Below are 25,570 nucleotides of genomic sequence, written 5' to 3'. Positions count from 1 at the left end.
GGGCTCCGCGCACTCTGGCGCGCCCCCACGTTCCGCTTGCTGCTGTGCGCGTTCGGAGTGATCACCGGAGGCGTGCTTGTCGGGCTCTATGCGCACTGGCAGCCTGAATGTCTCGGGAACCGTGAGGTGAGACTGCAGCTTGCGGGCGGCCTCAAGGGCGCCCTCACAGTCATCGATAGCACGGTGGACAATTGTCGGTCCCAGCACGCGGCGGACATGGTCAAGGACCTCCAAGCGGCCATCCGCAACGACAGCAAGTGGCTGATCCAGGGGTACGGCCTGATCGTCGCGGCTGTGTTCGGATTCGGCGTCCTCTATCTCTACCGCCCGCTGTCACGCCGGTTCGCCCTCCGGGGGCTGATCGCCACCCCGGTGTTGATGGTGGTGGACCACGCCGAGAACGTGTGCCTGCTGCTTGCGCTCGACCGCCTCGGCAAGCAGCCCGACGTCTTCTTCACGCTGGCGTCCTGCTTTGCCCTGGTCAAGTGGCCGGTGGCCGTGCTGCTGGGCGGCGCGGCAATGTGGGTGGCCTTCACCCTGCTCGCTCGCAGGCTGCTGGGCTGGATGGGCATGATGGCCAAGGTGCGCGACGAGGACGGGGATTTCACCAACGGCCGGCGCCGTGTGCGGTTCGCCCACTGGGTCGACAAAAAGCCCGGCCCAGTCGCAAGTGCTGCGGACATCATTGCTCCCTCCGCGTCCCCCCACCCGGCCACACCGCTGGCCGACTGGTCCGCTCCCCAGGCGTCAGAACAGCAAAAAGCGGACAGCGCGCTGTCACGGTGGCGGACACGGGCCATGCCCCTGCCCGGCCGCGAGGCGGCCGCGGTGGGCATCTGTGTGTCGGGCGGCGGGATCCGATCCGCCTCCGTCACGCTCGGCGCTCTCCAAGCCCTGCGCGAGGGCGGCGTACTGCAACAGGCCCGCTACCTGGTGTCCGTGTCGGGTGGCGGCTACACCGCCGGGGCCTTCCAACTGGCGATCACCGACCAAGTGCCTCCGCACCTCGCGGAATCCACGACGCGGCCGGCCAACCTCGCCACCCCTGCGGACGCCTTCGCACCGGGCAGCCCGGAAGAGGACCACATCCGCCGACACGCGAAGTATCTCGCCGACAGGCCCGGCGAAGTAGTGCGCGCCGTCGGCACGGTGCTGCGTGGCGTGCTCGTCTCCCTCGGTCTGCTGACGCTGCTCTTCATCGTGATGGGCCAGTTCCTCCAGGCGTTGTACGGTCTGTTCCCGACTGTCATCGACCTGCGGAGCCTGCGTCCGGACTTCGGCCCCGATCTCCCGCGCTCACCCGTCCCGGGGCTGCGCCTGCACCAGCATGTGACGATCCCCGTCGTGGCACTCTTGGCACTCGCTGCCTCGGTGTCCGTCATTGATGCCGTCCGCAGGGTCGTCACCGGCGTGGCGCGTCGTGCGTGGCTGCGCAACGTCTTGAAGTCCGTGGTCTGGCTGGCAGTGGCGGTCACCGCGTACGCGGTGCTGATCCCCACGCTGCTGTGGCTCATGGCCTGGCTGACCCACGACCGGATGGTGATTCCGAAGAGCGGCGAGGGAGTGTCGGCCCTCGGGACGATCGCGGCCGGGCTCACCTGGCTGGGCGCGCTCTTCGCCGCGGGCTTCCGGCGGGACGAGAAGGTCAAGCCCGATGGCGGGAAGCCAGGCCTCTTCACCAAGAACAGCGACAAGATCCTCAAGGCGGTCGGCACTGGCTGGGTGGTGCGGATCGTGGTCTGGCTGGTGCTGCTCGTGCTTGCCTTCGTCTACCTGTTTATCCTCTTCTGGGTCACCGTCTCGGCGCACAGCTGGGACTGGCGGCTTGAGCTCGGACTGGTCGGCGCTCTGGCCTTGCTGGCCGTGCTGCTCGACCAGACCGCGTTCAGTCTCCACCCGTTCTACCGGCAGCGGCTGGCCGGCGCCTTCGCGGTGCGGCGTGCGGTGCTGAAGGACGGCTCGGTGGGCAGCCTCCCGTACGACTACAACTGTGAACTCACCAAGCTGAGCACCCACGCAAAGAGGGTGGCGGGGTTTCCTCAGGTCATCTTCTCCGCGTCCGCGGCCCTGTCGGGCCGCAACCGCACCGCGCCGGGACGGCCCGCCGTCCCCTTCACTTTCGCCTCGGACTACATCGGCGGGCCGGACGTCGGCTGGGTGAAGACCGCCACCATGGAACAGACCGCCCACCCCCTGATCCGGCGCGACCTCAGCGTGCAGTCAGCGATGGCGGTGTCCGGAGCGGCCTTCGCCTCCGCGATGGGCACCAAGACTTCGGCCGTACAGAGACTGTTCACCCTGTCGAACCTGCGCCTGGGTACGTGGGTGCCCAACCCCGCATACCTCGCGGAGGTGGCGCGCAAGGGCCCGCTGTGGACCACGCCCCGGCTGCCGCGGGTGCGACGGCTCCGGTATCAGCTGCAGGAACTCCTGGGCCGGTACTCCGACACGAGCCCCATGCTCCTGTGTACCGACGGCGGGCACTTCGACAACCTGGGGCTCGTCGAACTCCTCCGCCTGCGCTGCCGGACGATCTACGTGATCGACTCCGCGGGGGACTCGCCCCCGCTGGCCACCACCCTCGCCCAGGCAGTCACCCTCGCGTACGAGGACCTGGGTGTCGAGATCACGTTCAACCAGCAGGAGGCGCTCCGCCTCGTACCGGGCAGCGCCGACAGACTCGCCCCGGAGGACCCGATGGCGGTGCTCAACGCCCGGCTCTCAGCTGACTCCGTCCTGCTTGGCAGCATCCTCTACCCGGATGCGGTCGACTTCGGCGACGGCGACGGGCTCACACGCGAGGGGACGATCATTGTCGCAAAGGCCGGCCTGACCCCGGACGTGCCGTACGAGCTGCTGAGCTACGCACTCCAGGAGAAGGCCTTCCCGCGCCAGGCCACCACCGACCAGTGGTTCGACCACGCCCAGTTCGACGCCTACCGCGCCCTCGGCCACCACCTCGGCACCCGCGCCGCGGCAGCGGCGGCCGAATAGCCTCGGACGTCGGCGCACGGCAACGAACCGGGCATCCTGCGACCACACCAAAGCCTGACTCCCCGGACCCGAACCATCGGGCCCGAACTGCCGGACATGACCCTCCGGACACGAAATGCCCATCGTTCGGCGTCCGCTGCCCGCTCGCGTTCCGCGTGCTGGTGGGCGATTTCGCCGACCGCGTCAGCCGCCCTGAATGAGGGGTCCGCCTCCTGGATGGCCTCAAGAATCGCGATCCTGTCCTCGGCGATCTTGCGGGTCCGGGAGTGGAACGCGTACCGGTCCAGATCGTTGTGCGTCGATTCCGAGGGCCCGAAGATGCTGCCTGCCCCTGGCCTCATGCCGTCGGGCGAACACCCACTATACATTTGATCATGTATATTGATACACGACCTGATGCATACCGAGAGGTGGAGAGCATGAGCCGAACCGTCATCGATCTCGACGACCAAGCACTTGAGGCAGCCGCCAAGGAACTCGGCACCACGACCAAGCGCGACACCATCAACACCGCACTGCGCGAGATCGTCGACCGCAACCATCGCCTGCGTGCCCTTCGCGAGCTGCAAGAGCTCGCCCAGGACGGTTCGCTCGACCTCGACCTCCTCCTCGACAAGCGCAACTACCGAGGTGGGCCCGCATAGTGAGCAGTGCCGCCGACTACCTCATCGACACGTCGGCGCTCGCGCGCCTCCTGCTGCGCCAGACCACCGAAGACTGGGAACACCGCATCGGAGCCGGCCTCGTCGCCCTGTGCGACCTGACCGAGCTGGAACTGCTCTACTCCGCCCGCTCCGCGAAGGACCGCGAAGTAGTCCAGGAGCGGCTGACCCGGTTCGCCTGGTGCCCCATGCCGGACGGCATCTACCAGCGCGCCCGCGCCATTCAGGAACAGCTCACCGCCAAGGGCGAACACCGCAGCGCCGGCCCCGTCGACCTTCTCCTGGCAGCCGTCGCCGAACGCGCCGGACTGACACTGCTCCACTACGACCGCGACTTCGAGACCATCGCCCTCACCACCGGCCAGCCAACCCGAATGATCGACTTGAAGTAGGCGGTGGGACCCCGTCGGGCCACCCGGCAAATGCCACCCGACCGGTGGACCGCACCAGCTCAACTACGCCCCGCTTCTTCTAGACGAACTGGGCGCTCAGGGCGAGTTGGACTGGTCGCCATGCGCAATCGACTCGGTCAGCGTCGGGCTGTCAAAGGGCGGCAGCTGACGGGACCGAATCCGACCGCTCAAGGCAACAACGGATCGGAAATCCATCGTGCCGTCGACCGCAACGGCCTGTCCATCTCCGTCGGGCTATCCGCTGGCTGCCGATCCGTCCGCCGCCACCCTCGGCATGCACCACAACACCGCGGTCTGCCAGGTCACCTACGCCGGGCGGGACTTGGCCGAGTACCTCGCGGTCCGGGCCTCGGACGACGAGGGCTCCCGACAACCGTCACGGAGAGGTCCCGGGGGACGTACACCGCCGAGCCCCAACACCCTTACCGGGGCACCTATTTGTCCGACTTAACGGTTAGGATATCTGGCTGTCTGGCAGGTATCACGCCGACACCTGCCGGTGGTTCGGATCCAACGCGGGATGACGGTCCACAGCGGGACATGGACCATCCCTGCGGGGCACTGGTGGAGTGGGGTGGGGACAGTGCGACGTGAGCCGCTCGAAGACCTGTTGGTGGTGGTCCCGGGCATCCTGGGCAGCCGCCTGGCAGTGGACGGTCGTGAGGTGTGGGGTGCCTCGGCCGGAGCAGTCTGGCAGGGCATCAGGACGTTCGCCGGCTCGGTGAAGGGCCTTCAGCTTCCGAAGGATCTCGGTGACGGGCATCCCGGGGACGGTGTCGTGCCGGTCGGGCTCGTCCCGTCCCTGCATGCGCTGCCTGGAGTGTGGCCGCTGGTCGACGGCTACAGTGACCTGCTCGGCTGGCTGGAACGTACATTCACACTGCGCCGTGCGCTGCCGGGTGCCCGACCGGACGTGCCGGTGAACCTCGTCGAGTTCGCCTACGACTGGCGGCTGTCGTGCCGCTACAACGCACGGCTGCTGGCCGGCCGGGTCGACGAGGCGTTGGGGCGGTGGCGGGCGTCGGCCGACCATCGGGCGAAGGCCCAGGTGCGGCTGGTGTGCCATTCGATGGGCGGGCTGGTGGGCCGGTACTACGTGGAGTGCCTGGGGGGTGCGGAGGTCGTCCGGCAGCTGATCACGCTGGGGACCCCGCACCGGGGGTCGATCGGGGCGTTGGGGTCGCTGGTCAACGGGCACCGGATCGGCGGAGAGCGGCTGGGCGTGGACCTGACCGATTTCGGACGCAGTCTGCCGTCCAGCCACCAGCTCATCCCCGACTACGCCTGTCTGGAGGCCCCTGGTGGGCTGCGGTATCCGAGGGAGATCGCCGGCGGACTGCGCGGCGTGGCTCCGCTGCTGCTGGAGGACGCCGGGCGGTTCCACGCGGAGATCCGCGCCGCGGCCCTGGACCGGGTGCGGCGGGGCGGGACGGGTGGGCAGTGCCTGCCGGTGGTCGGCGTACGGCAGCCCACCGCGACGAGCGCTGTTGTCGAAGGCGAGCGCCTGCGGCTGATCGAGACCATCGAGGGCTACGACGAGGGCGGGGACGGGCGGGTGCCGCGGTTTGCCGCGTACCCCGCCGAGCTCCCCATGGACGACACAACCGTGCGGGCCTCGTTCGCCACCCACGGCGCGATCAAGGGCCACCCCGGCGTCCTTGAGGACCTGTACGAGTGGCTCGCCCCGGCGCCCCGCGTCTACCGCGGCGCAGTGGCCGCCTATCCGCTGAGCGTGCGGGTCCCGGACTACCTGACCGCAGGCGAGCCGCTGCCGGTGCAGGCCGAGGTCGCCGTCGAGCGCGACGGGGCGGAAGAGCTCTCCGTCCAGGCCACCGTGACGGGCGAGGGTGTCTCCGAGCAGCGCACGCTGGGCAACCTCGGCGGCGGCCGCTACGCGGGTGCGTTCCCCGACCTCGGGCCGGGCGCGTACAGGGTTGCTGTCCATGCCTCGCGCGACCACAAGGACACCGCCGTGACCACACTGACCCTCATCGGAGGCGACGTATGACCGACCGGCCCGCTGTGCCCACAGGCCCTCAGCCTCCGAGCGCGGCCGCCGGCGCGTCGGGCAGCACGGGACCGGGGGGTGATCGGCTCGACGCCGTCAGCGGCAGGGACGACAGCGCCACGGAGGGCTCTGGGACCGTCGGGGGCACATTCCTCGCGATCGTGTACGACTCGTATCAGGATCCGCGTTTCCTCCCGCTCAACGGCGCGGTGCAGCAGGTGGACGAACTCGCCGACGCCCTGGCCTCGTTCGGCTACAGCAAGACGGTCCTGGCCAACCCCGGGCAGAGCGGTGTGGTCGACGGCCTCGGCCAGTGGGCGGAAACCTGGTCGGGCCGCAGCGGCCACGGGCCCGCCGTGGTCGCCTGGTCCGGCCACGCGGAGATCACCGCTGTCGGCGGTCTTCAGCTGATCACTCAGCAGACCAAGAACCTGCGCACCCGCGGGCAGTTCTACACCGCGGAAGACCTCGCAAGCCTGGCCCTGTCCAGCGGAGCCGATCAGATCCTGATCCTGCTTGACACCTGCCACGCGGGCGCCGGAGCCCGTGCCGCCCTCGACGAAGCCCTGACCGCCTGGGCGGACCGCACCCTGCCCGAACCCCGCACCGCCTGGCTCGGCATCCTCGCCGCCTGCCAGGCCCACGAGCCGGCCACCGGAGCCCGGGGCCTACTCCTGGAGACCGTGCTGCGACTGCTGCGCGACGGCCCGAGCCGCACCACCGGCACCAGCAGTACCGAGCGTGCGGCCCGCACCGGCGCACAGCACCTGGCGACCGCCGGCGGACGGGATTGCGAGAAGCGTGGCCGGTACCGGCACGAGTGGAGCGTGCGCAACGAGGGCATCACCGGGGAGGCACTGGCCCTGGCCCCATGGAGGACTGGCCCGACAGCGGGCAGGTCCCCGTCCGGGCGTCCACCGGCCGACCCGCCCCGATCTTCCGCAACCCGCTCTGGCGCCCACGCGCCGGCGAGGCGCTCGTGAAACACCTGGTGCTCGCAGCCCGGGGAATCGACCCCACCGAGGAGGGCTGGCTCTTCACCGGTCGGCGCCGCGCCCTGGCGGAGATCACCGCCTGGCTCGCCGAAGGCTCGGCGGGGATGCTGCTGCTGACCGGCAGCGCCGGGGTGGGCAAGTCCGCCGTCGCCGGCCGCATCGCAGCCCTCTCCGACCCGGAGGAACGCGCCGCCGTCATGGAGCACGCGCCCCCGTCGGAGGACGACCCGGACCCCGGTGAGAAGAGCGTGGACGCAGCCTTGCACCTGCGGGGCATGGCAGCGCAGGACATCGCCGCGGCGCTCGCCTACAAGCTGGGTCTGCCCGAGCCGAAGACACCCGCCGACCTGATCGCCGCCCTGGAAGGACTGGAAGCCACAGGCGGGCGGCGCCATGTGCTGGTGCTGGACGGCCTGGACGAGGCCTCGCCCGGGCAGGCCGGGCCTATCGCCGACCAACTGCTGGTGCCCCTGAGTCGGCTGTGCACAGTGTTGTTGGCCTCGCGGGACCGGCCGTTCCAGCCCCACCTCGAACCCGGCGAGACCTTGGACGCAGCGCTGACCCGCGCCGTGGGCGCTGCCGTGAAGGTCCTCGACCTCGACCAGCAGCCTGACACCACCAGCGATATCACCGAATACATCGGTAAGCGCCTACTGGCCGACGGGCTGCCCGGCGGGACAGCGAATGAGATCGCCCCGGCTCTGGCCGAACGGGCCGGCAGCAGCCAAGGCGGGTTCCTGTTCGCCCGGATCGTCGCGTCCGCGCTGGCCCGCGACCTGACCGCAGCTCCCGGCCGGCCGTGGAGCGAGCAGATCCCGGCCACCGTCGCCGACGCCCTGACCCGCGATCTGGCCGCCGGCGCCGCCCTGCAACGTGACGGCCGTGAACTGCCGCACGCTGCAGGCGATCTGCTCACCGCGCTCGCTTGGGCCGCGGGCAACGGCATACCCGCCCACGGCGTCTGGCAGACGGCCGCCCAGGCAGTCAGCCGGGACAGAACCGTCTACGGGCCTGCAGACATCGACTGGCTCCTGGACCACTACGGCCGCTACATCGTCGAGGACAGCGACGGCCACCAGGCCTCTACCGGCTCTACCACCGCGAGCTCATCGGCCATATGCGGGACGCGCCCGCCACCCGGGACAGCCGCCCGGCCGCCGCGCTTTCCATCCTCCGCTCCTTCGTAGACCTGACACTGCAACAGACCGCCGAGGGCACCCAGCCAGACCAGGCGAACCCCTACCTGCAGCGGCACTTGCCCGACCACGCCCTCGCCGCCGGCGGACCCGGCGTCACAGCGCTGCGGCGACTCGCCGAAGCCAACCCCGCCGCCTACCTCCCCAACCTGGCTGGCTCGCTGAACAACCTCGCCGTCCAGCTCGCGGAAATCGGACGCCGCGACGAAGCCCTCGCCCCAGCCGAAGAAACCGCCACCGTCTACCGCGCGCTCGCCAAAGCCAACCCCGCCGCCTACCTCCCCAACCTGGCCGGCTCGCTGAACAACCTCGCCAACCGGCTCGCGGGAATCGGGCGGCGCGACGAAGCCCTCGCCCCAGCCGAAGAAGCCGTCCAACTTCGCCGCGCGCCATCGCCCTGTGGCTGGCCATGACCGGGCTCGGTGCGGCGCTGCTGATCGGCGTCGTACTGGACCACCGGCTGACGATGCTCGTCGGAGCACTGGGTGGCTTCCTGTCTCCGGTCATCGGGGTGATGCGTTCTCAGCGCCCGTCGTCCTGGGGCGTGCTGGTCCTTGCCCCGGTCGGCGGGGCCCTCGCCGCAGTCGGCGGCCTGCTCCTGGTCCGCATGCTCGCCGACCCGGAACTGAACCTCCTCGGCGAGGTGTTCCTCGACAACTCATGGGGTGCGCCGGCACAACCCATAGCCCTAGACGAGTCATTCCGAATGATCAGTGGTCGTAAGCGATCAGTGACCGTGTGATCGGCTGGCGGGTCTGGTGGTTGTGCCAGATCGCTGCGGCCATCGCGAGGATGCGCTGGGCGACGCGAACAGCGACGCCCTCGAAGGTCCGCCCGCCGTGTTGTTCCAGGTCGAGCTGGCCTTTGAGGGTGTCGTTGACCGACTCGATGAGCTGTCTCACCGACTTGAGGAGGCTCTCGCCCCTGCGCTTCTTCTCGCGCTTGAACGACGGCCGCAACAACTCCGCGCCCCGCAAGGCCAGATCGGCTTCGAACTCCTTGGAGGCGAAACCCTTGTCCGAGATCACCAGCAATCCCGGACGGTCCGTAACCGTCTCCGGTTCACGGTCGAGCATCGCGGTAAGTACCTCCCGCTCGTCGATCTTCGGGTTCGCCAGGGCCCACAGGATCGGCATCCCGGTCGGGGTGCAGACCAGGAACAGGCGCAGGCCCCAGAAGAACCGGCTGTGGCTGGCGCAGTACCCGTAACCGGCCCAGCCGGCCATGTCCGACCGCTTCACCGTCGGACGCGAGCGACCGCACTCCACCGGCGTGGAGTCGACGATCCAGTGCGGGTCGAACCAGAAGTCCGTGTCCACTGCCAGCAGCCGTATCGCCTTCTTGACCAGCGGCAACGCGGCCCTCAGCCGCTTGTTCCAACCCGGCTGCTTGGGCACGTACGGGAACATCGCCCCCAGACGGGAGTCCACAAACCGCAGCCACCGCGACTCCGAGGTGAAGCCCAGCAGCGCCTGTGCGACGGCGAGGCAAACAAGCTCGGAATCCGTCAGCTGCGGCGGTCTGCCCAGCCACCGGGTGCCTCCGATCTCGTCGTCGATCTTCACGTAAAGTGCGGTCAGCAGGGCGTCTAGGTTGTTCGTCACACAACGATCTTGGACGCCCTGTCTGCGTTCCCGGACACACCGTCAGCATTCGGAATGACTCGTCTAGCGGTCGCACTGCTTTTCGGGTTCTCCGGCACCCTGTTCTCACGCCTCGCCCTGACCGCCACCGGACAACTCGCGCCCACCCCCGGCCACACCGCATCAGGCGGCGCAGGCGGGCACCCCCTATAGGCGACCCAGCTCGACATACCGGCATGCGTAAGCCGGGCACGTCTCTTCCTCAGGCGCCCTGTCCCGCACGCGCCGCAACCTCCGCCTGAAGGGCGTGGGCCCGTGCCCGTACCGGCGTACAGAGCGCGGGACGCGGCATCGTCACGCGTCTCGAACGCCAACCGGCCGGCCGGCGTGGCCGCGGACACCGTCGCATTGCGCAGCCCAGACATCACCGGCTCTGGCACCGGGCCCGGCACTCCGACGCGCTGCACCGAGCACGAAGGACACGAGGGCGACCACTTCCATGCCTACTCGCGCGAGGAGTGGCCGCACTACGAGGGTGAGACGCAGTGAACGCCCGGACCCGGGCCGAGGCGCGCAGTGAGGCGTACACGACCGGAGTGTGCCGCATCGGCGAGCACCGGGAATGCGACGGCAACAAAGACATCAAGGTCGGCGGCATCGTCGCCATTCGACTGCGCTGCGCGTGCAACTGCCACAAGTCGTCGCCCCACTGACCCCCACCGCCCTCAGCACCCCGGCACCTGGGGGCGGTGGGCCTCCCCGGCCGTCCGCTTCCCCCGAGGCGGACGGCCGGGGCTTCCTCACGCGCCGGTGGGTTCGACCGGTTGGCGGAGGATGGTGCGGAGGCGGGCGGGGGCTGTGCGGCGGGCGTCGGAGAGGTAGATCTCGTGGTGGCTGCCGCGGGGTTTGAGGCTGTGGTGGGGCATGTAGTCGTCGTGCATGCGGGCGATGGTGGGGGCCTCTTCGTTGTAGGGGCCGATGTGGAGGACCTGGACGGATGGGCCTTCGTGGAATTCGTCGAAACGGACGCGGTCGGCGGCGGCGGGGTCCTTCTTGTCGACGGCTTGCTTGAGTCCGGCCTCGAAGAGGTCGCGGGTGATCCAGGCGGGTTGGACGATCATGAGGCGCCACTGCCAGGAGTCCTCGTCGCGTGAGGTGAAGGCGCGCAGGTCGTCGGACCACCAGAGGCCTTCGAGCGGGCCGACGGTGTGCTTTCTGCCGAGTTCGTCGATGGCGCGGGCGCGGACGGCGTAGGCGGTGGCGTACAGCGCCTGGACGATGTCCCGGTAGAGCTGCGATGTGTTCGGACTGCCCTCGCCGTCCGCCATGAGGAAGTTCATGGCGGGCACGTCGATGACCTCGAAACTCTTCTTCGCGGTGAAGAGGTCCCGCAGGTCCTTCTTCACGTCGTAGTTCTGCATGGAGAGGACTCGCTCCCGGGAGGGGCCGGACGGCGGTGGGCATGGGGCCGAGCCGTCGATCGCACCGACGAAGGAGGCTCGGCCACCCACCGTAGGGGAATCCTCAGGATGTCACGCACCCCTCCCGTACGACGGCCGTGCGCACAGGTCCGCCCCGATGAGGGCGCGTTCGAAAATCCGTACGGGCAATCCGTACGGGCAGGGCGTACGGGCCGTCACGAATCCGTGGCGCGCCGCACGAGGAAGTTTCCGAGAACCAAGTGGTCCATCTCCGTGTTCAGGAAGCAGGTCAGCGCGTCCACGGGCGAGCAGACGATCGGCTCGCCGGCGACGTTGAAGGACGTGTTGATCAGGCAAGGCACCCCGGTCAGTTCGTTGAACCGGCGCAGCAGTTCCGCGAGGAGCGGGTTGCTCTCGTCGGTGACCGTCTGGATGCGGGCCGTGGCGTCCACGTGGCAGGCGCCCTGGATGAGGTCCTGGTACACGGGGCGCACGGGGAAGACGAACGTCATGTAGGGCGAGGAGTTCTTCTTGCCGGTCTCGAAGACCTGGGCGGCGAGTTCTTCCAGGACGACGGGTGCGAAGGGCCGGAACTGCTCGCGCTGCTTGATCCGTTCGTTGATCAGCTCCTTCATGCCGGGGAAGCGGGGGTTGGCGAGGATGCTGCGGTTGCCGAGCGCACGCGGCCCGTACTCCATCCGCCCCTGGAACCAGCCGATGACGTTTTCGTCCTGAAGCAGCGCGGCGGTCTCGGCGGGCACCTGACCGGGTTCGACCTCGCGCCACTCGACCTGCTGCGAGAACTTGTCGAGGGCGGCCAGGATGTCCTCGCGGTCGAACTCCGGCCCGAGATAGGGGGACTTGCCCGTGCGGGGTTCGTCACCCGCCTGTCGGGCGGCGTACAGGGCGGCGCCCAGCGCCACCCCGACGTCGGAGGCGCCGAAGCTGACGTCCATGTCGGTGAAGCGGGAGCCGTTCAGGAGCTTGGTGTTGTTCACGCAGTTCAGGGCGAGGCCGCCCTCGAAGATCAGCCGGGGCAGCTCGCTCCGGCGCTCCAGCATGCCCAGTTGCGCGGCCGTAAGCATCTCGATCATCTGTTGGGCGGCGCCGGCGACGCGCACGCGGAAGTCGAAGTCCTCGCGTCGGCCGGGACCACCGTCGAACATGCGGTCGAACAGTGCGTAGTAGGCGGGGACGGCGCTCGCGGGGAAGGGGATCTCGTAGGTGCCGTCGGGCAGCGTGGTGACCACGTGGTCGAGAAAGGGGTTCGTCGCCGGGGGCGGCGCGTAGCCGGCCAGCGCCATGACCTTGTACTCGTCGTTGTTCGGTACGAAGCCGAGGTAGCGGGTCACCACCGAGAAGAGCATGGCCAGGGAGTGCCGCGAGTCGACGCTCATGTCGTCGAAGATCCGTATCTCGCCGTCCCGCACCTCGCCCGTGATCGCCGACAGCCACTCGGCGCGGCCGTCGCTGACCAAGAACGCGGCGTCATGACCACCGGCCAGGTGGTAGCCGGTCATGAGGTGCGCGAGATGGTGCGGTACCGGCATGAGCTTCTGCGGGTCGAGATGATGGCCGGTGTGTTCGAGGAAGTCGGCCAGGATCGCCTCCTGGCTGAACAGGGCCGCGTAGGTCTCGGCGAGGCGGCCGAGCCGGGAGAACTTCTCCGCCGGGCTCGCCGCTGCGTCCTCGGTGATCTCGGCGATCATCTTGTCCATGACGTCGTCGGAGAACTGCCACGAGAAGGCGACCACGTCGACGTCGTCGAGCGCGATGCCGCCCGATTCCAGACACCAGCTCAGAGCGTTGGACGGGAACTTCGAGGTCTTCTTCTCCCGGTTGAGCCGTTCCTCCTCCACCGCCGCCACCAGCGTACCGTCGACGATCAGGGCTGCCGCGGAGTCGTGGCCGAACAGCAGGTGGCGGTCGATGCCGGTGGCCCGGTAGAGCCGCGCGAAGAGCTCCGCGGCTTTGCCGAATCCGTTGTAGCCCAGGACGATCATGGGGAACTCCTTGCCTGTTGACGGGCCGGGTCGGAGGGGTCGAGGTAGCGGACGGGCGCGTACGGGACAGGTCCTATTCCGGCCAGATGGTGAGGTAGTCGGAGATGACCTGCGACCGCGCGAACGACGGATCGAGACACGCTCCCGTGAGGTCCGCTCCGCTGAGGTCGGCGCCCTCCAAAGTGGCGCCGACGAGACGGGAGTTCACCAGATCCGCCAGGATCAGGTACGCCTCGCTCAGGTCGGCGCCGTCGAGATCCGCGCCGCGCAGATCGGCGGACATCAGGTACGACCCGGTGAGCACCGCCCCGCGCAGATCGGCGTACGAGAGGTCGGTCCCGCTCAGGTCGGCGCCCGACAGGCTCGCGTCACGGAGATCCGCGCGGCGGCCCTCGGCCTTCCGGCGCCGTACGTACTGGTTCCACTCCGTGGGCCCCTGCCGCAGGACCGCTTCATCCACGTCCATGCCCTCCTCCTAGACGGCCGTCAGGCCGGCCAGGGCCCGCTTCTCGAGATCCATGGACGCGCGCACCGAGGTGACGACCGCGTCGACGAGCCCCACCAGCTCGGCGTCGTCGGCGCAGGCGCTCCGCGCCAGCAGCGCCTTCCCGAGCCCGGTCCAGTGCTCCGCGCTCTGTTCGAAGAGGTCGGCCGCTTCGGAGTAGTGGGGGTTGTCGCAGTGCTCCGAGACGGTGGTGAGGAAGCGCGCGATCATGGGGCGGAACAGCCCGCCCCCGGTGCCGAAGGACTCGATCTGCCGTCCCAGGTGCAGGAGTTGGCGCGCCAGCGCGCTCGTGGTGATGACGCGGCCCTGGAGGTCGACGTCCTCCACCTCACCGCGCTTGCTCGCCGGCCAGGAAGGGGCGGTCGTCACCAGGACCTTCATCGCGGGGATGCCCAGGCTCCGGCTGCCCGGTTTCAGCACCTCCCGGCTCAGGGTGCGCACCGCGACCGGCGCCACCAGGTCGAGCCGGGGCGAGTTGCGCGGCGAACCGAAGGTGTAGATACGCCAGTTGGGGTTCAGCGGCGGCGAGTTCCGGCTGGCGCGGGCCGCGTTGAGGTCATCGGCGCGAACCAGCATCGTGCTGTCGTAAGCCGGGTCGGAGATCTCGAACTCGCCCTGTCCGGTGGCACGGACGACGTTGACGAAGTACCCGCCGAACGAAACCCGGCCCTCCAGGCCCCAGTACGGCAGGAGGCCGATGTCGACCCGCGTCATGGCGGCCGGCACGGTGTCGAGGATCGCGGCCAGACCCGAGGTGGACCTCGGGGTGTGCGCGTGGACCTCGACGCCGAGGAGCCGGGCCGCCCGGAGCGGCATGATCACTTGTTTCCCGACGATGATGTCGGGCGTGTTGCCCCGGGTGGGGAAGTACGAGAAGCCGAAGCCGCCGTCCAGGCCGAAGACGACGTGCTCGTCGATGTCGTGCCCGAGTGCCGCCAGGACGTTGCACTGGCACGCGCTCTCGCTGTGGATGCCGGCCCGGTGCACGTAGCCGTTGCTGTCGCTCATGTGCGCGCACCTCCGCCGAGAGCCATGAGAGCGCGCCGGTCGTCGGCGCCCATCCCTTCGAGCGCGTACCGGAACGTGTCGCGCCTCATTCGTGGGTGCCACGTCGTCAGGTACTCCTTGACGGCGTCCGGATGCTCCCGTGCGGTGACCTTGAGCAGCCAGCCGACGCCCTTCTGGACGTAGAACTCCTCGTCGGACATCAGCGCCGTGCAGTTGCCGAACACATGAGTGGTCGGGAGTTCGTAAACCTCCTTGCCCACGCGCCGGCGCACGAACTTGACCACCGCCACGTTGGCCGCCCGCCTGGCCCACAGGCCGCCGTCGAGCCACTCCCGGGTACGGGGGATCTCGTCGAGGGCACCGAGGAAGTAGGGGTAGAGCAGCTTGAGGCACAGGTCGTCGCACTGGGCCCAGTTGGTCACATGAAGGTCGAGCCAGGTGCGGGCCCGGTCGAAGAGTTCCCCACCCAGCTGTCGTCTGGCGATCCGGTGCAGGAGCGCGAACCCCGCGAGCGTCTCCTCGTGGTACTTCGACTGCTCGACGAGCCTGTCGGCGATCGCCAGCCGGTCCGCGGGTGAGAGGTCCGGATGCTCGCCCACCCAGCGGTACGCCAGGACGGCTACGGCGCGATTGCCCACCCCGAGCGCCGGGACCGGGGTGCGGAAGTAGCGCTGCATGGAGTCGGCGAACGTGGGGTCCGCGTGGTGGGCGAGCAGTTCCCGCAGCTCGGTGGCCGCGGCCTCGTGGTTCATACGGACGTCCCGAGTGTGAGGGTCACCGGCTTCGCCTTCGGCCGCGCGGGCCGCAGCCGGGGCTTGTCGGCCATCACGTACGCGTACTCGCGCTCCATCTCGGCGACCGTGTCGGCCGAGTACTGGGCGCGCTCGGGCAGGGTCTGGCCGCGCAGCCCCCACCACAGGTACCAGTTCCGGTGGCTCAGATAGGCGTTGCGGACGAAGTCGAGGGTGTCCGGGTCGTGCAGGATCTCGGGCTCGACGTAGTAGGCGGGGACGAAGGTGCCCTGGCCCTCCTCCATGATCCCGGCCTTCACCGCCTGCTTCAGCAGCTTGGTGCCGCTGAGGATGCGGATGCCGAGGTTGGCGTAGATCTGGGCGGGGTTGAGGTACCGCTCGGTGAAGGCGATGGACTCCCGCAGCGCAGCGGACGTCTCGCCCGGGCCGCCCAGAAAGACGCAGTGGGTGTGCTCGATGCTGCTGGCCGTGAACAGGCGGTCGATCTCGATGACCCGGGCGAGGTCGAAGCCCTTGAGCAGGTCGGCGAGCGCCTGGTCGGTGAACGCGTCGGTGCCGAGGTCGACCCGGATGCAGCCGGCGGCGGCGAGCAGTTCGACGAACTCCGGGGTGACCGCGTTGGGCGTCAGCTGGCAGTACCAGGGGACGTCGAGCTTGGCCTTCACCATCTCGTTGCACACGGACGCCGCGTAGTCGAGCGGGAAGTTGAAGGTGGCGTCGACGATCTCGAACTCCTTGACCTCGGGGTTCTCGAACATCGCCCGTTTGATTTCATCGACCACCGCCGCCGGGTCCTTGAAGCGGTTCCCCTTGCCCTCGGTCTTCCGGATGATGCAGTAGGAGCAGTAGAGCTTGCAGCCCCGCTTGGTCTGGAGGGTCTCGATGGCGGGCTGGGTGTCCCGGGTGAGGTCGGACGCGGCCGACACCCCTTCCTCGAAGTACCGGGGGTCGTACAGGGCCCGGTCGGGCACCAGCGCGCCCAGGTCGAACCCGGTGTTGGGCGGGTTGTGGACGAAGTTCCCCTCGCCGTCGACGTAGCAGAGCCCGGAGATGTCGTCGAGCGATCCGCCGATCTCCAGGTACTGCAGCAGCTGCGCCATGCCGACCTCGCCCTCGCCGGCGATGCCGTAGTCCGGCTGGGTGTACTCGAAGAACGCCATGGGTTCGACGGAGAAGCCGGAGCCGCCGAGCACGACGGTGGCGCTGGTGTACTTGCGGACGCACTGCACGATCTTCTCGGTGAGGGGGCCGAAGAAGACCGGGTCGACGAAGGTGAGGTTGTCGAGGTTGCGGACAGCGATCCCCACCACGTCGTAGGTGGTGGAGGTCAGTTGCTCGCGAACGGCCTTGAGCTCGCGTGACTCCCACAGCAGGTCCAGGACGTCGACCTGGTGGCCCGCCTTCTTGATGGCGGCGCCGATGTAGGCCATCCCGATCGGCAGAGCGGGCCGGGGTACCCGGATCTTGTTCGTGGAGATCAGCAGGACACGCATCGGATGCTCCTACGTCTGGCTGGACACCGTGGCTGGGCCAGGTGCGGTGGTGGCGTCGGGATCGGAATCGGGATCGGGCTGCCAGTACGTGCCGGGCTTGAGGTCGTGGCGGAGCGTCGCCTTCTCCCGGTAGCGGCGCATCCGGTCAAGGTCGATCTCCACGACCCCCGTTCCCTCGCCCTCCCCGAGAACCAGCATGCGCTCGTCCCCGTCCTCGAAGTCGAAGCGCTCCGACTCCAGGAAGAGCGGGTCGGCCAGGATCTGGCTGCGCCCCATGTAGCCGAAGCCGGCGTAGAGGTTGTTGCCGATGCCGGAGGCGAACGCGAGCACGCACTCCCCGTCGACGGCCCGCACCGGCAGCCGCATGTCGACGACGTACGTGAACATGTCCGGCACCAGCGCGGAGCAGACGACGATGTCCACTCCGCGGCGCAGGTACTCCCGGGAGACCTCGGGGAAGTTCACGTCGTAACCCTGCATGAGACCGATCCGTCCGATGTCGAGATCGAACGTGGGGTACGCGGTGCCGCCGGCCAGGTAGCGGCTCTCCAGCTCGTGGCGGTGGACCCGGCGGTAGGTGCCGCGGAGTGCGCCGGAGCTGTCGACCAGGACCGAGGTGCTGTAGTACGCGCCGTCGTCGCCGCGCTCCAGGAGGCCCGCGACGATGTGGACCCCCTCCTCGGCGGCGAGGCGGCACAACCGGTCGGTGGCGTCGCCGGGGATGGTCACCGCGACGTCGGCGACCTCCAGTATGTTGCCCGAGGTGAGGAACGCCTCCGGAAGGCAGACGAGGTGCGCCCCCTGCGCGGCGGCCTGCCTGACGAGGCGTTCGGCGCGCCGCAGGTTGGCCGGTTCCCGCCCGAGCTTGGACTCCATCTGAACCACCGCGATCCTGGTGGGGCGGCCCATCACATACTCACCGGGGTGACGGGACGGTTGGAGATCACCAGGCCCAGGTCCTCCTCGACGACGTGCCAGTCGTCGAGCCCGGCCTCGCGCAGCAGGTCCCGGGCCTGCTCCGGCGAGTACGCGGCCTTGAGTGAGCGCATGAACTGCTCACCGCCCTCCTTCACGAACTGGAGGATGAACGTGATGTGGCCCTCCTCGGCCAGCCGGTTCACGTCCTCGATGAGGACCGTCCCGTCGGGCTTGCAGATGCGCGCGGCCTCCTTGAGGGTCTCCACGGGCCGGCGCCAGCGGTGCAGCGACGAGAACGAGTAGACGATGTCCGCGGAGTCGTCGGGGAACGGCAGCCGGCTGAGCTTGGACTGCTCGAACTCGACGTCGCCGGCCGTGTTCGCCCAGACGCAGAGCGTCAGGTTGTCCTCCGCGACGTCCACGAGGTTGCCGAACTCCTCGACCCCCGACACGGCGACGTCGGGCAGTCGGCCGGAGACGTGCAGGGAAAGCAGCCCGGTGTTGAACCCGAGGTCGACGAAGTCGGTCATGCCCTCGCGGTGCGCGGCCATGATGCGCTCGGAGGGGCGCTTGTACGCCATCAGGGCCGAGCGGCGCATGCCGAGGTCGTAGGCCCGGACGGCCTCGATGTCGCCGTACGGCCGGTCCAGCGGGACCCGCTCGGCGAGGTCGAGCAGTGGCGTCTCAGTGGTCATGGCAGCCACCCTGGGGACCGGCGTTGACGATTTCGAGCGGGAGCGCGCGCTGCGGGGAGATGAAGCCGGTGATGTCGGCCCCCAGGTGCTGCGGGTAGCGGCGGAACTCGGGCGAGTAGAAGGCCTTGGAGATGTTGTCCAGGTAGTACCAGCCTTTGGGGCCGGTCACCTCTATGCCGTCGCCGTCGACCGTGACGAGTCCCTTCTCGACGAGGTCGGCGATCTCGTCGGCGAACATCTCCAGGAAGTTCACGCCGTGCACCCGCATGAAGCGTTCGCGGTTGAGCCGGCCCGACTTGATGCCGAGCACCATCGTCCTGCGGATGGCTTCGTCCTTGGGGATGTGCCGCCCCATCGAGATGGGCAGGCGTCCCTCCCGGACGGTCTGGACGTACTTCCCGAGGTCGGGTTCGTTGAAGTACCAGTGATCGCGCAGGTGACCGGTGGCGGTGGGCCCGAGCGGGATGATGGGGACGTCGTCGCTCCAGGACGTCTCGCCGTACTTGGGCTGGCAGCCGGGCTTGGCGAAGCAGTCGCCGTAGTAGCCCAGGAAGCCGTTCTGGGTGAGCTTCTCGGCGGCGAAGAAGAACATCTCGTCGACCACTTCGCGGTCCGGGACGGGCGGCAGCTTGCGGCGCTTGGTGGAGACCTGGGCGAACTCCATGTACGTGTAGAACGACACGCACGTGACACCGAGTTCGATGGCCACGTCGAGGCTGTGCTCCCAACCCTCCATCGTCTGCCCGTTGATGCCGTGCATGAGGTCGATGTTGATGTTCTCGTAGCCGGCCGACTGCAGCAGGCGGATGCTGGCCTTGAGCATCTCCGGGTCGCTGGGCCGCCCGATGTTCTTCAGCTCCTCCTCGACGAACGTCTGCACACCGAGGCTGATGCGGCGGACCCCGCGTTCGAGCAGCACCTTCGCCTTGCGTTCGGTGATGTCGATCGGGGTGGTCTCGATGGAGAAGTCCGCGTCGGGGGCGACGTCGAAGCTGTCGTGCATGTGCCCGAGCAGGTCGTCGAGCTGCTGCGCGGTCAGCGAGGTGGGCGTGCCGCCGCCGATGTACCCGAGCGTGATCACATGGTCCTGGATGTACGGCCGGTTGGCGTAGTTGGTGATCTCCGCCTTCAGCGCGTCGAGGTAGGCCAGGGTCAGGTCGCGCTCGGTCTGGAACTTGATGTACGGGCAGCTGAAGCACAGCCGGTTGCAGAACGGGATGTGCATGTACAGGCCCATCTGCCGGGGAGTGAACACCTCGCTCTCGGTGACCGCGACGTGCTTGGTGGGGTACTGCCGGACCCACTCGCTGTCCCGTTCCGGGTATTCCTTCCAGAACGGCATGCTGGTCGTGGTGATACTCATGGGGATTTCTCCAATCCGATGTGCCGGGCGATGGTGCGGACGATGTCCGCGAGCGTGGCCTGGTGGTAGGAGACGGCGCGGAGTCCGATGCCGTCGGCGTGAGCGAGAGTGACGATCTCCCCAAGCGCCCGGGGGTGCTCGCCCTCGACCAGTTCGACGTCCGCGCCGGAGCGTGTGGAGTGGACCGCCCGGACCCCGCCGTGGCGCGCGGCCAGCGTCTCGGACCACGCCTGGAGCGGCCCGGGATCGGCGTCCGGATGGGTTTCGAGGACGAGCCGCGGGTTGCCCGCCGTACGGGCGATGTCGGCCAGCGAGGTGCCCTCGGCCTGCCGTCCTGTGTGCAGGACGACCACCGAGTCGGCCAGGGCGTCGAGTTCGTGCCGGTGGTGGCTCGCAAAGAGCACGCCGACCCCGTCCTTCTTCAGGTCGGCCACCAGCCGCAGCAGCGTCTGCTGTGCGCCGGGGTCGAGGCCCGCGGTGGGTTCGTCGAGGATCAGCAGGTCGGGGCGGTGCGCGACCGCGGTGATGATGTGGAGCTTGCGCTGGCTGCCTCCCGACAGGGTCCGTACGTACTGGCCCGCGATGCTCTCCAGGCCGGCCAGGGCCAGGAGTTCGGGCAGCCGGCCCGGATCGGCCCGGTGCAGGCGGAGCTGGTAGCGGACGTAGGCCTCGACCGTCACCCCGTCGGGGAGCTCCTTCGACTGCTGGACGTAGCCGATGTGGCGGCTGACCCGGCCCCAGCGCCGGGCATCGATGCCGCATACGGTCACCGTTCCGGCCCGGGGCTTGAGCAGCCCGGCGACGAGTCGGATGACGGTGGTCTTCCCGGCGCCGTTCGAGCCGATGATCGCGACGCCCTCCCCGGCCTCGACCTCGAAGGAGATGCCCCGCAGGGCGAACTCCGGGCTGACTCGGTAGTCCAGGCCGGAGACCTGGAGTACCGGCGTCCTGTCCTCGGGTGCGTCAGCCACGGCCGATCCTCCGCCTGAACGCGTAGGCCGACACGACCACCGCCACGACGGCGTAGCCGACGGCCAGGGCGAGGGCCTCCCCCGACGCCGAAGGCCCCTGGCCCGTGGCCGCCCTGAACAGCTCCACGTTGACCGACAGCGGGAGCCGTTCCATGACGTCGCCGACCCACCCCAGGTTCTGGAGGGGGAAGAAGACGCCGGCGAAGTACATGAGCGGGATGACGATGATGTTGACCACCGCGGGGAACGAGATCTCGGTCGAGAAGGTGGCCACGACGACGCCGAGCCCGGCGAACGCCAGGCACCCGGTGACGAAGGCGAGGGTCGCGAGCGGCACGGACTCGACGGCGGCGTCGAACACCACGATGCCGAGCACCAGCACCGCGGCGAACTGGAACAGGCACTTCAGGATCACTCCGACGAACCGCGCCACGAGGAATCCCGAGTACGACAGCGGCGAGAGGATCAGGTCCTCGATCGTGCGCCGGTTCCGGTCCACGATGATCGTGTAGCCGACGGTGTAGGTGCAGCTGAACATGATGCCCGCGGCGAGGATGCCGGGGAACACGAACGCGAAGAAGTTGGCCGCGCCCGCGGCGGGACTGGCCATCTGGTCCGTGGCCGCGCCGAAGGCCAGCACCATCGAAACCGAGGTGAGGAAGGTGGAGACGGAGTACAGCTTGTTGTCGAAGAACTGGCGGAGGTCCATGACCACCAGCCGGAACACGTCGACCAGCCAATCCGACAGCCGGAACCGGTCCCGTTCCGGGGGCTCGTGCGCGCCCCCGCGCTTGTACGTCGGCGCCGTCATCGTCCCTCCCAGATGTACGAGGTGCGCCAGGTCGTCGCGGTGTCCGCACGGAACGGGAGCCCGTCGCTGGTCTTCCTCCGCCTGCGGGGGTACACGGTGGCGATCGCGACTCCCTCGCGGCTGCGGGCCGGAACCTCGGCGAGCACGTCGGCGTCGTCCGCGTCGGTGCCCTGGACCAGTCCGTCGACGATGCAGCTCCGGCCCAGGTACGACATGCCGACGAACCGGTTCTCCCCGGAGCCGCTGCTCAGCACCAGGGCGGTCTGGTTGTCGGCGGCGCGGGCGCGCGCCAGGGATCTGACGTGGTGGGAGAACTCGGTGAACAGGTTCGCGACGCACACGACGACGTCGACGTCCTGCCCGAGGAACCGCCTGCTCGCCTCGGGGAAGCGCAGGTCGTAGCTGACCTGCAGGCCGATCCGGCCGAGCGGGGTCGCGACGGCGTCGAGCGGCTCCCCGGCCGACAGGTACTCCCGCTCGCCCTCCCACAGGGAGGCCCTGCGGTAGAGACCGAGCAGGTCCCCGGCCGGGTCGACGAGGACGGCGGCGTCGTAGATCTCCCGGCCCTCCGACAGCAGCACACCGGCCACGATGTGCATCCCGTGCGTCCGCGCCTGCTCGGCGAGGAAGGCCATGACGGGACCGTCGAGGGGGGTCGCGTCCTTGCGGATCGACGGAAAGTTCAGCCCGGTGGCGAACGTCGCCGGCAGGCAGGCCAGATCGGCCCCCTGATGGGCGACGTCGGCGAGCAGCTCCGCCGCACGGGCCTGGTTCTCCTCGCGCCGGCCGGCGTCGATCTGCAGTTGGACGGCGGCGAGGGTGAGTCCTTGACCCCGGAACAGGCTCAACGCGCGGCCACCTCCGCCCGGATCTCCTGGTCGGCCCTGACCAGGACGGGGATGAACTCGTCGATCACGTCCCGGGTGACGTGCCTGGCCACGACAATGCGGACGGCATCATCGAAGCGCCTGGAGGTGGACACGATCCAGTCCCTGGTGCCGAGGAGACGTGACACCTCGGCGGCGTGGGGCACGCGGGCGACCACGATGTTCAGCTCGGGCTCGATGAGCAAGCCGTACCCGGCCTCGGCGAGCCGGCCGGTCAGGTAGCGGGTGTTCTCGAAGTTGGTGCGGGTGACGTCGACGAACCCCTCCCGGCCGAGATGCTCCAGGACGGCGTAGGTGGCCATCGCCGCGCTGCCGGGGCGGGTGCCCAGGAGGGTGGTGTGCGCGGGGGTGTCGAGGAAGAACGAGTCGGCCTGGTAGGCCTCCTGGGCGCGGAACAGGATCGCCCCGGCGGGAACGTTGGCCAGGCCGTACTTGTGGGGGTCGATGGTGATCGACCGGACGCCGTCGAGGCTGAAGTCGAACTGCGGCAGCGGTAGCCCCAGTTCACGGGCGAACGGGATGATGAAGCCGCCCGTGGCCGCGTCCACGTGCAGCCACACCCCGTGCGGCTCCAGGACGGCGGCAATGGCGTCCACCCGGTCCACCACGCCCAGTTCGCTGCTCCCGGCGGTGGCGACCACCGCGATGGTGTGCTCGCTCACCGCCTTCTCCACGGACTCGGGCGCGAGGCGCAGACCGTCGTCGACGGGGACCCGGACGGGGGTGATCCCCAGGGCGGAGAAGATCTTGTCGAAGGAGAAGTGGACGGTGCTTCCGACGACGACTTCCGGGTGCTCGGTCAGCCGGCCGGCAGCCCGGGCGTCCTGGCGGGCGGCGAGCACGGCGAGGAGGTTGGCCTCCGTGCCGCCGGAGACCAGGCTGCCCGCCCCCTGCGGACGGCCGAGCAGCTCCAGGAGCAGGGCCACCACCTTGCGCTCGATCCGCTTGGTGCCGCGGAAGATCCGTACGTCGCCGAGGTTGGTGTGCGCCGCGGCGTGAGCCGCCTCGACGGCGAGCGGGTGCGGGGCGGTGCAGATGGAGTTGAGCACCCGGGGCCAGGGGATGTCCTCGGCCAGAGCCGCGGCGATGTCTTCGCGCACCGCGGTTTCGGGGAGTCCGGTGAGGCGCATGTCAGCTCCCCGTTCCTTCGGCGGCGCCGGACGGCCGCTGCCCGCCGACGAGGCTCTCGTACAGTTCCGGCCGCCGGGCCCACAGGCCGAACCACAGGGTCTCCTGGAAGCGCAGATCCGGCTGGCGCAGATGACGGATGTGGTCCGGGTCCCAGGCGGCGCTGACCACGGACTCCCGGGTGCCGGCCCAGGCCAGGAAGCCGTCGGGAACCGCGATGCCCGAGCCGCCCGCCGAGGGCCGGTCGAGCCCGTTGGCCATGGCGACACCGACGGTGTTGAGCGTGGCGATGCCCCAGACGGCGGCATGCTGGCTGTCGGCGGATGCGCCGGTGGTGGAACCGGCCACGAGGAGGAGTTCGGCCCCCGCGAGGCACTGGATGCGAGGCGGCTCGACCAGCCAGAAGTCCGGGCCGAGCAGCACCCCGACCCGCCCGTGCTCGGTGTCCACGACGGGGAAGTCGTCGCCGGTGGTGGTACGGCCCCGGTCGTCGACGGGGCGCCGGACGACGACCTGGACCTCGCCTGCGGGGTCCAGGAGGTGGGCGACCTGGTCGAGCCCCGTGCCGGACGCACTCTCCTCGGCCCACGAGCCGGTGAGGACGTGCGCGCCGTGCTGCCGGGCCAGTTCGGCCAGCCGGGTCAGCGCCTGGTCCCGCAGCGCGGCGGGCAGCGGACCCGTGTCCGGGGCGGCGAGGGCGTTCTCGGGGAGTACGACGAACCCGGCACGTGAGGTGACCTTGGCGTCGAGGTGAGTCATCACCGCGTCCAACGTGCTCTGCGCGTCGGCCCGACGGCGGTACTGGGCGACGAAGATCTGGCTCATCCTCATGCCCCCGCCGGTGTCGTCGCGGGAGCGTCGGCGGGCTGCCCGCCGGCGTCGCTCTCGGCGAGGTCGGCGCGCAACTCGGCCGCGAGGTCGCGGCGCATGCCCACGTACGCCCCGAGCAGCGGGGTGTAGGCGTCGGGGCGCCGCATGGCGAGCCAGCGTTCGCCGTCGCCGTGCGGCTCCGGCGGGTCCAGGTCGGCGTGGAGGATCTGCGGCCGGCCACTGCCGGCCTGCGCCGTCACCCCCTCGGGCGACACCACCAGGCTGGTGCCCGCGAAGTGGATCTGGACCACCCGGTCGCCCCTGAGGCCCTCGACCAGCCCGACGGAGCTGGCGTACACCACATTGACGCCGTTGAGGTACGCGGTGGTGCGCAGGGCGTTGACCATGAGCGCCTGATTCTGGCGCAGGGTCCCGCCAGGTACGAACACCGTGTGCACCCCGGCCAACGCCATGACGCGGATGGCCTCGGGCACCCAGAAGTCGGAGCAGACGGCGAGTCCGATCCGGCCGAAGTCCGTCTCGATGATGCCGAGCGACTCGGCGGGGCGGCACACCACCATCTCGTTGCCGAACACGTGCGCCTTGGCGGCCCGCCCGGCGATCTCGCCGTTCCGGTCGAGGAACAGCGAGGTGTTGCTGTACTTGCCGTCGTCCAGCTCCTCGACGACCGACCCGAGCACGATGTTGGTGCTCTTGCTCTGCGCCAGCTCCTGGAACGTCTCGATGACCGGCCCGGGGATGCGCGTGTCGGTGCGCCCCCGCAGGTGGCTCTGGCCCGGCATGTACCAGGGCGGGCCGAGGAAGAACTCCGGGAAGCAGATCACGTCGGCGTCGCCGGAATCGGTGGCCTCCTCGATGGCCAGGTGGGCGTTCTTCAGTCCGTCGGCCGGGTCGTCGGCCCAGCGCGTCTGTACGACCGCTACCTTCATCAGC

26 protein-coding genes are annotated in these 25,570 nt (G+C 69.4%); 10 read left to right on the top strand and 16 right to left on the bottom strand.

Annotated features, from left to right (window positions below):
• Positions 1–126: 126 nt before the first annotated feature.
• From ABCR94_RS31880 to ABCR94_RS31840, 8 genes are all read left to right on the top strand, one after another.
• Positions 127–2,994 (top strand): hypothetical protein, encoded by a 2,868-nt coding sequence (locus tag ABCR94_RS31880; RefSeq protein ID WP_347124157.1) that lies wholly within the window; start codon positions 127–129, stop codon positions 2,992–2,994.
• 419 nt (positions 2,995–3,413) lie between these two features.
• Positions 3,414–3,638 (top strand): type II toxin-antitoxin system VapB family antitoxin, encoded by a 225-nt coding sequence (locus tag ABCR94_RS31875; RefSeq protein WP_347124155.1) that lies wholly within the window; start codon positions 3,414–3,416, stop codon positions 3,636–3,638.
• Positions 3,638–4,048 (top strand): PIN domain nuclease, encoded by a 411-nt coding sequence (locus ABCR94_RS31870; RefSeq protein WP_347124154.1) that lies wholly within the window; start codon positions 3,638–3,640, stop codon positions 4,046–4,048. The genes ABCR94_RS31875 and ABCR94_RS31870 overlap by 1 nt, the downstream gene beginning before the upstream one ends.
• Positions 4,049–4,652: 604 nt before the next feature.
• On the top strand, positions 4,653–6,077 hold the full coding sequence (locus tag ABCR94_RS31860) for an esterase/lipase family protein (RefSeq protein WP_347124152.1): 1,425 nt from the start codon (positions 4,653–4,655) through the stop codon (positions 6,075–6,077).
• Entirely contained in the window at positions 6,074–7,060 is a 987-nt protein-coding gene (locus ABCR94_RS31855) for a hypothetical protein (RefSeq protein WP_347124150.1), read from the top strand. The genes ABCR94_RS31860 and ABCR94_RS31855 overlap by 4 nt, the downstream gene beginning before the upstream one ends.
• Positions 6,949–8,259: an AAA family ATPase gene (locus ABCR94_RS31850; protein ID WP_347124149.1), complete on the top strand. Its 1,311-nt coding sequence runs from the start codon at positions 6,949–6,951 to the stop codon at positions 8,257–8,259. The genes ABCR94_RS31855 and ABCR94_RS31850 overlap by 112 nt, the downstream gene beginning before the upstream one ends.
• Entirely contained in the window at positions 8,190–8,681 is a 492-nt protein-coding gene (locus ABCR94_RS31845; RefSeq protein ID WP_347124147.1) for a tetratricopeptide repeat protein, read from the top strand. The genes ABCR94_RS31850 and ABCR94_RS31845 overlap by 70 nt, the downstream gene beginning before the upstream one ends.
• Entirely contained in the window at positions 8,678–9,010 is a 333-nt protein-coding gene (locus tag ABCR94_RS31840) for a hypothetical protein (RefSeq protein WP_347124146.1), read from the top strand. Before ABCR94_RS31845 ends, ABCR94_RS31840 begins: the two co-directional genes overlap by 4 nt.
• Here ABCR94_RS31840 and ABCR94_RS31835 read toward each other — a convergent pair.
• Complete coding sequence (locus ABCR94_RS31835; protein WP_347117916.1) at positions 8,979–9,872, bottom strand: IS982 family transposase; 894 nt, start codon at positions 9,870–9,872, stop codon at positions 8,979–8,981. The two genes, ABCR94_RS31840 and ABCR94_RS31835, sit on opposite strands and share 32 nt — an antisense overlap.
• 387 nt (positions 9,873–10,259) lie before the next feature.
• On the opposite strand from ABCR94_RS31835, the gene ABCR94_RS31830 reads away from it, so the two are divergent.
• Both ABCR94_RS31830 and ABCR94_RS31825 read left to right on the top strand, forming a co-directional pair.
• The gene (locus ABCR94_RS31830; RefSeq protein ID WP_347124145.1) at positions 10,260–10,400 is read left to right on the top strand and encodes a hypothetical protein; all 141 of its coding nucleotides are present in this window, start codon (positions 10,260–10,262) and stop codon (positions 10,398–10,400) included.
• A complete protein-coding gene (locus ABCR94_RS31825; protein WP_347124143.1) occupies positions 10,397–10,564 on the top strand; it encodes a hypothetical protein in 168 nt (55 codons plus the stop codon). Before ABCR94_RS31830 ends, ABCR94_RS31825 begins: the two co-directional genes overlap by 4 nt.
• A gap of 87 nt (positions 10,565–10,651) precedes the next feature.
• Here the strand turns inward: ABCR94_RS31825 and ABCR94_RS31820 are convergent, their stop codons facing one another.
• From ABCR94_RS31820 to ABCR94_RS31750, 15 genes are all read right to left on the bottom strand, one after another.
• Positions 10,652–11,272 (bottom strand): GyrI-like domain-containing protein, encoded by a 621-nt coding sequence (locus ABCR94_RS31820; protein WP_347124141.1) that lies wholly within the window; start codon positions 11,270–11,272, stop codon positions 10,652–10,654.
• Positions 11,273–11,487: 215 nt separating this feature from the next.
• Entirely contained in the window at positions 11,488–13,275 is a 1,788-nt protein-coding gene (locus ABCR94_RS31815; protein ID WP_347124139.1) for a carbamoyltransferase family protein, read from the bottom strand.
• Positions 13,276–13,348: 73 nt separating this feature from the next.
• Positions 13,349–13,741 (bottom strand): pentapeptide repeat-containing protein, encoded by a 393-nt coding sequence (locus ABCR94_RS31810; RefSeq protein WP_347124138.1) that lies wholly within the window; start codon positions 13,739–13,741, stop codon positions 13,349–13,351.
• 9 nt (positions 13,742–13,750) lie between these two features.
• On the bottom strand, positions 13,751–14,788 hold the full coding sequence (locus ABCR94_RS31805; protein WP_347124137.1) for a BtrH N-terminal domain-containing protein: 1,038 nt from the start codon (positions 14,786–14,788) through the stop codon (positions 13,751–13,753).
• A complete protein-coding gene (locus tag ABCR94_RS31800) occupies positions 14,785–15,540 on the bottom strand; it encodes a DNA alkylation repair protein (RefSeq protein ID WP_347124136.1) in 756 nt (251 codons plus the stop codon). The genes ABCR94_RS31805 and ABCR94_RS31800 overlap by 4 nt, the downstream gene beginning before the upstream one ends.
• Positions 15,537–17,033, bottom strand: coding sequence for a B12-binding domain-containing radical SAM protein (locus ABCR94_RS31795; protein WP_347124134.1), 1,497 nt, complete (start codon positions 17,031–17,033; stop codon positions 15,537–15,539). The genes ABCR94_RS31800 and ABCR94_RS31795 overlap by 4 nt, the downstream gene beginning before the upstream one ends.
• A gap of 9 nt (positions 17,034–17,042) precedes the next feature.
• Complete coding sequence (locus tag ABCR94_RS31790; RefSeq protein ID WP_347124132.1) at positions 17,043–17,942, bottom strand: carbon-nitrogen hydrolase family protein; 900 nt, start codon at positions 17,940–17,942, stop codon at positions 17,043–17,045.
• Positions 17,942–18,646 carry a class I SAM-dependent methyltransferase gene (locus tag ABCR94_RS31785; RefSeq protein ID WP_347124130.1) on the bottom strand — a complete coding sequence of 235 codons (705 nt, stop codon included), beginning with the start codon at positions 18,644–18,646 and terminating at the stop codon, positions 17,942–17,944. Before ABCR94_RS31785 ends, ABCR94_RS31790 begins: the two co-directional genes overlap by 1 nt.
• A complete protein-coding gene (locus tag ABCR94_RS31780; RefSeq protein WP_347124128.1) occupies positions 18,636–20,009 on the bottom strand; it encodes a coproporphyrinogen-III oxidase family protein in 1,374 nt (457 codons plus the stop codon). Before ABCR94_RS31780 ends, ABCR94_RS31785 begins: the two co-directional genes overlap by 11 nt.
• Positions 20,006–20,980 carry an ABC transporter ATP-binding protein gene (locus ABCR94_RS31775; protein ID WP_347124127.1) on the bottom strand — a complete coding sequence of 325 codons (975 nt, stop codon included), beginning with the start codon at positions 20,978–20,980 and terminating at the stop codon, positions 20,006–20,008. The genes ABCR94_RS31780 and ABCR94_RS31775 overlap by 4 nt, the downstream gene beginning before the upstream one ends.
• Positions 20,973–21,791 carry an ABC transporter permease gene (locus ABCR94_RS31770; RefSeq protein WP_347124126.1) on the bottom strand — a complete coding sequence of 273 codons (819 nt, stop codon included), beginning with the start codon at positions 21,789–21,791 and terminating at the stop codon, positions 20,973–20,975. The genes ABCR94_RS31775 and ABCR94_RS31770 overlap by 8 nt, the downstream gene beginning before the upstream one ends.
• Positions 21,788–22,639, bottom strand: a complete 852-nt coding sequence (locus tag ABCR94_RS31765) for a carbon-nitrogen hydrolase family protein (protein WP_347124125.1) — start codon at positions 22,637–22,639, stop codon at positions 21,788–21,790. Before ABCR94_RS31765 ends, ABCR94_RS31770 begins: the two co-directional genes overlap by 4 nt.
• On the bottom strand, positions 22,636–23,808 hold the full coding sequence (mfnA, locus tag ABCR94_RS31760; RefSeq protein ID WP_347124123.1) for a tyrosine decarboxylase MfnA: 1,173 nt from the start codon (positions 23,806–23,808) through the stop codon (positions 22,636–22,638). Before mfnA ends, ABCR94_RS31765 begins: the two co-directional genes overlap by 4 nt.
• 1 nt (position 23,809) lies before the next feature.
• A complete protein-coding gene (locus ABCR94_RS31755) occupies positions 23,810–24,631 on the bottom strand; it encodes a carbon-nitrogen hydrolase family protein (protein ID WP_347124121.1) in 822 nt (273 codons plus the stop codon).
• A 2-nt stretch (positions 24,632–24,633) separates the two neighbouring features.
• A complete protein-coding gene (locus ABCR94_RS31750; RefSeq protein WP_347124119.1) occupies positions 24,634–25,566 on the bottom strand; it encodes a carbon-nitrogen hydrolase family protein in 933 nt (310 codons plus the stop codon).
• Positions 25,567–25,570 lie beyond the last annotated feature (4 nt).

The organism is Streptomyces changchenzhani (assembly GCF_039766235.1).
Classification (GTDB): domain Bacteria; phylum Actinomycetota; class Actinomycetes; order Streptomycetales; family Streptomycetaceae; genus Streptomyces.
The sequence above is the reverse complement of the archived record's forward strand: the minus strand, read 5'-3'. Positions and strand labels throughout refer to the sequence as shown.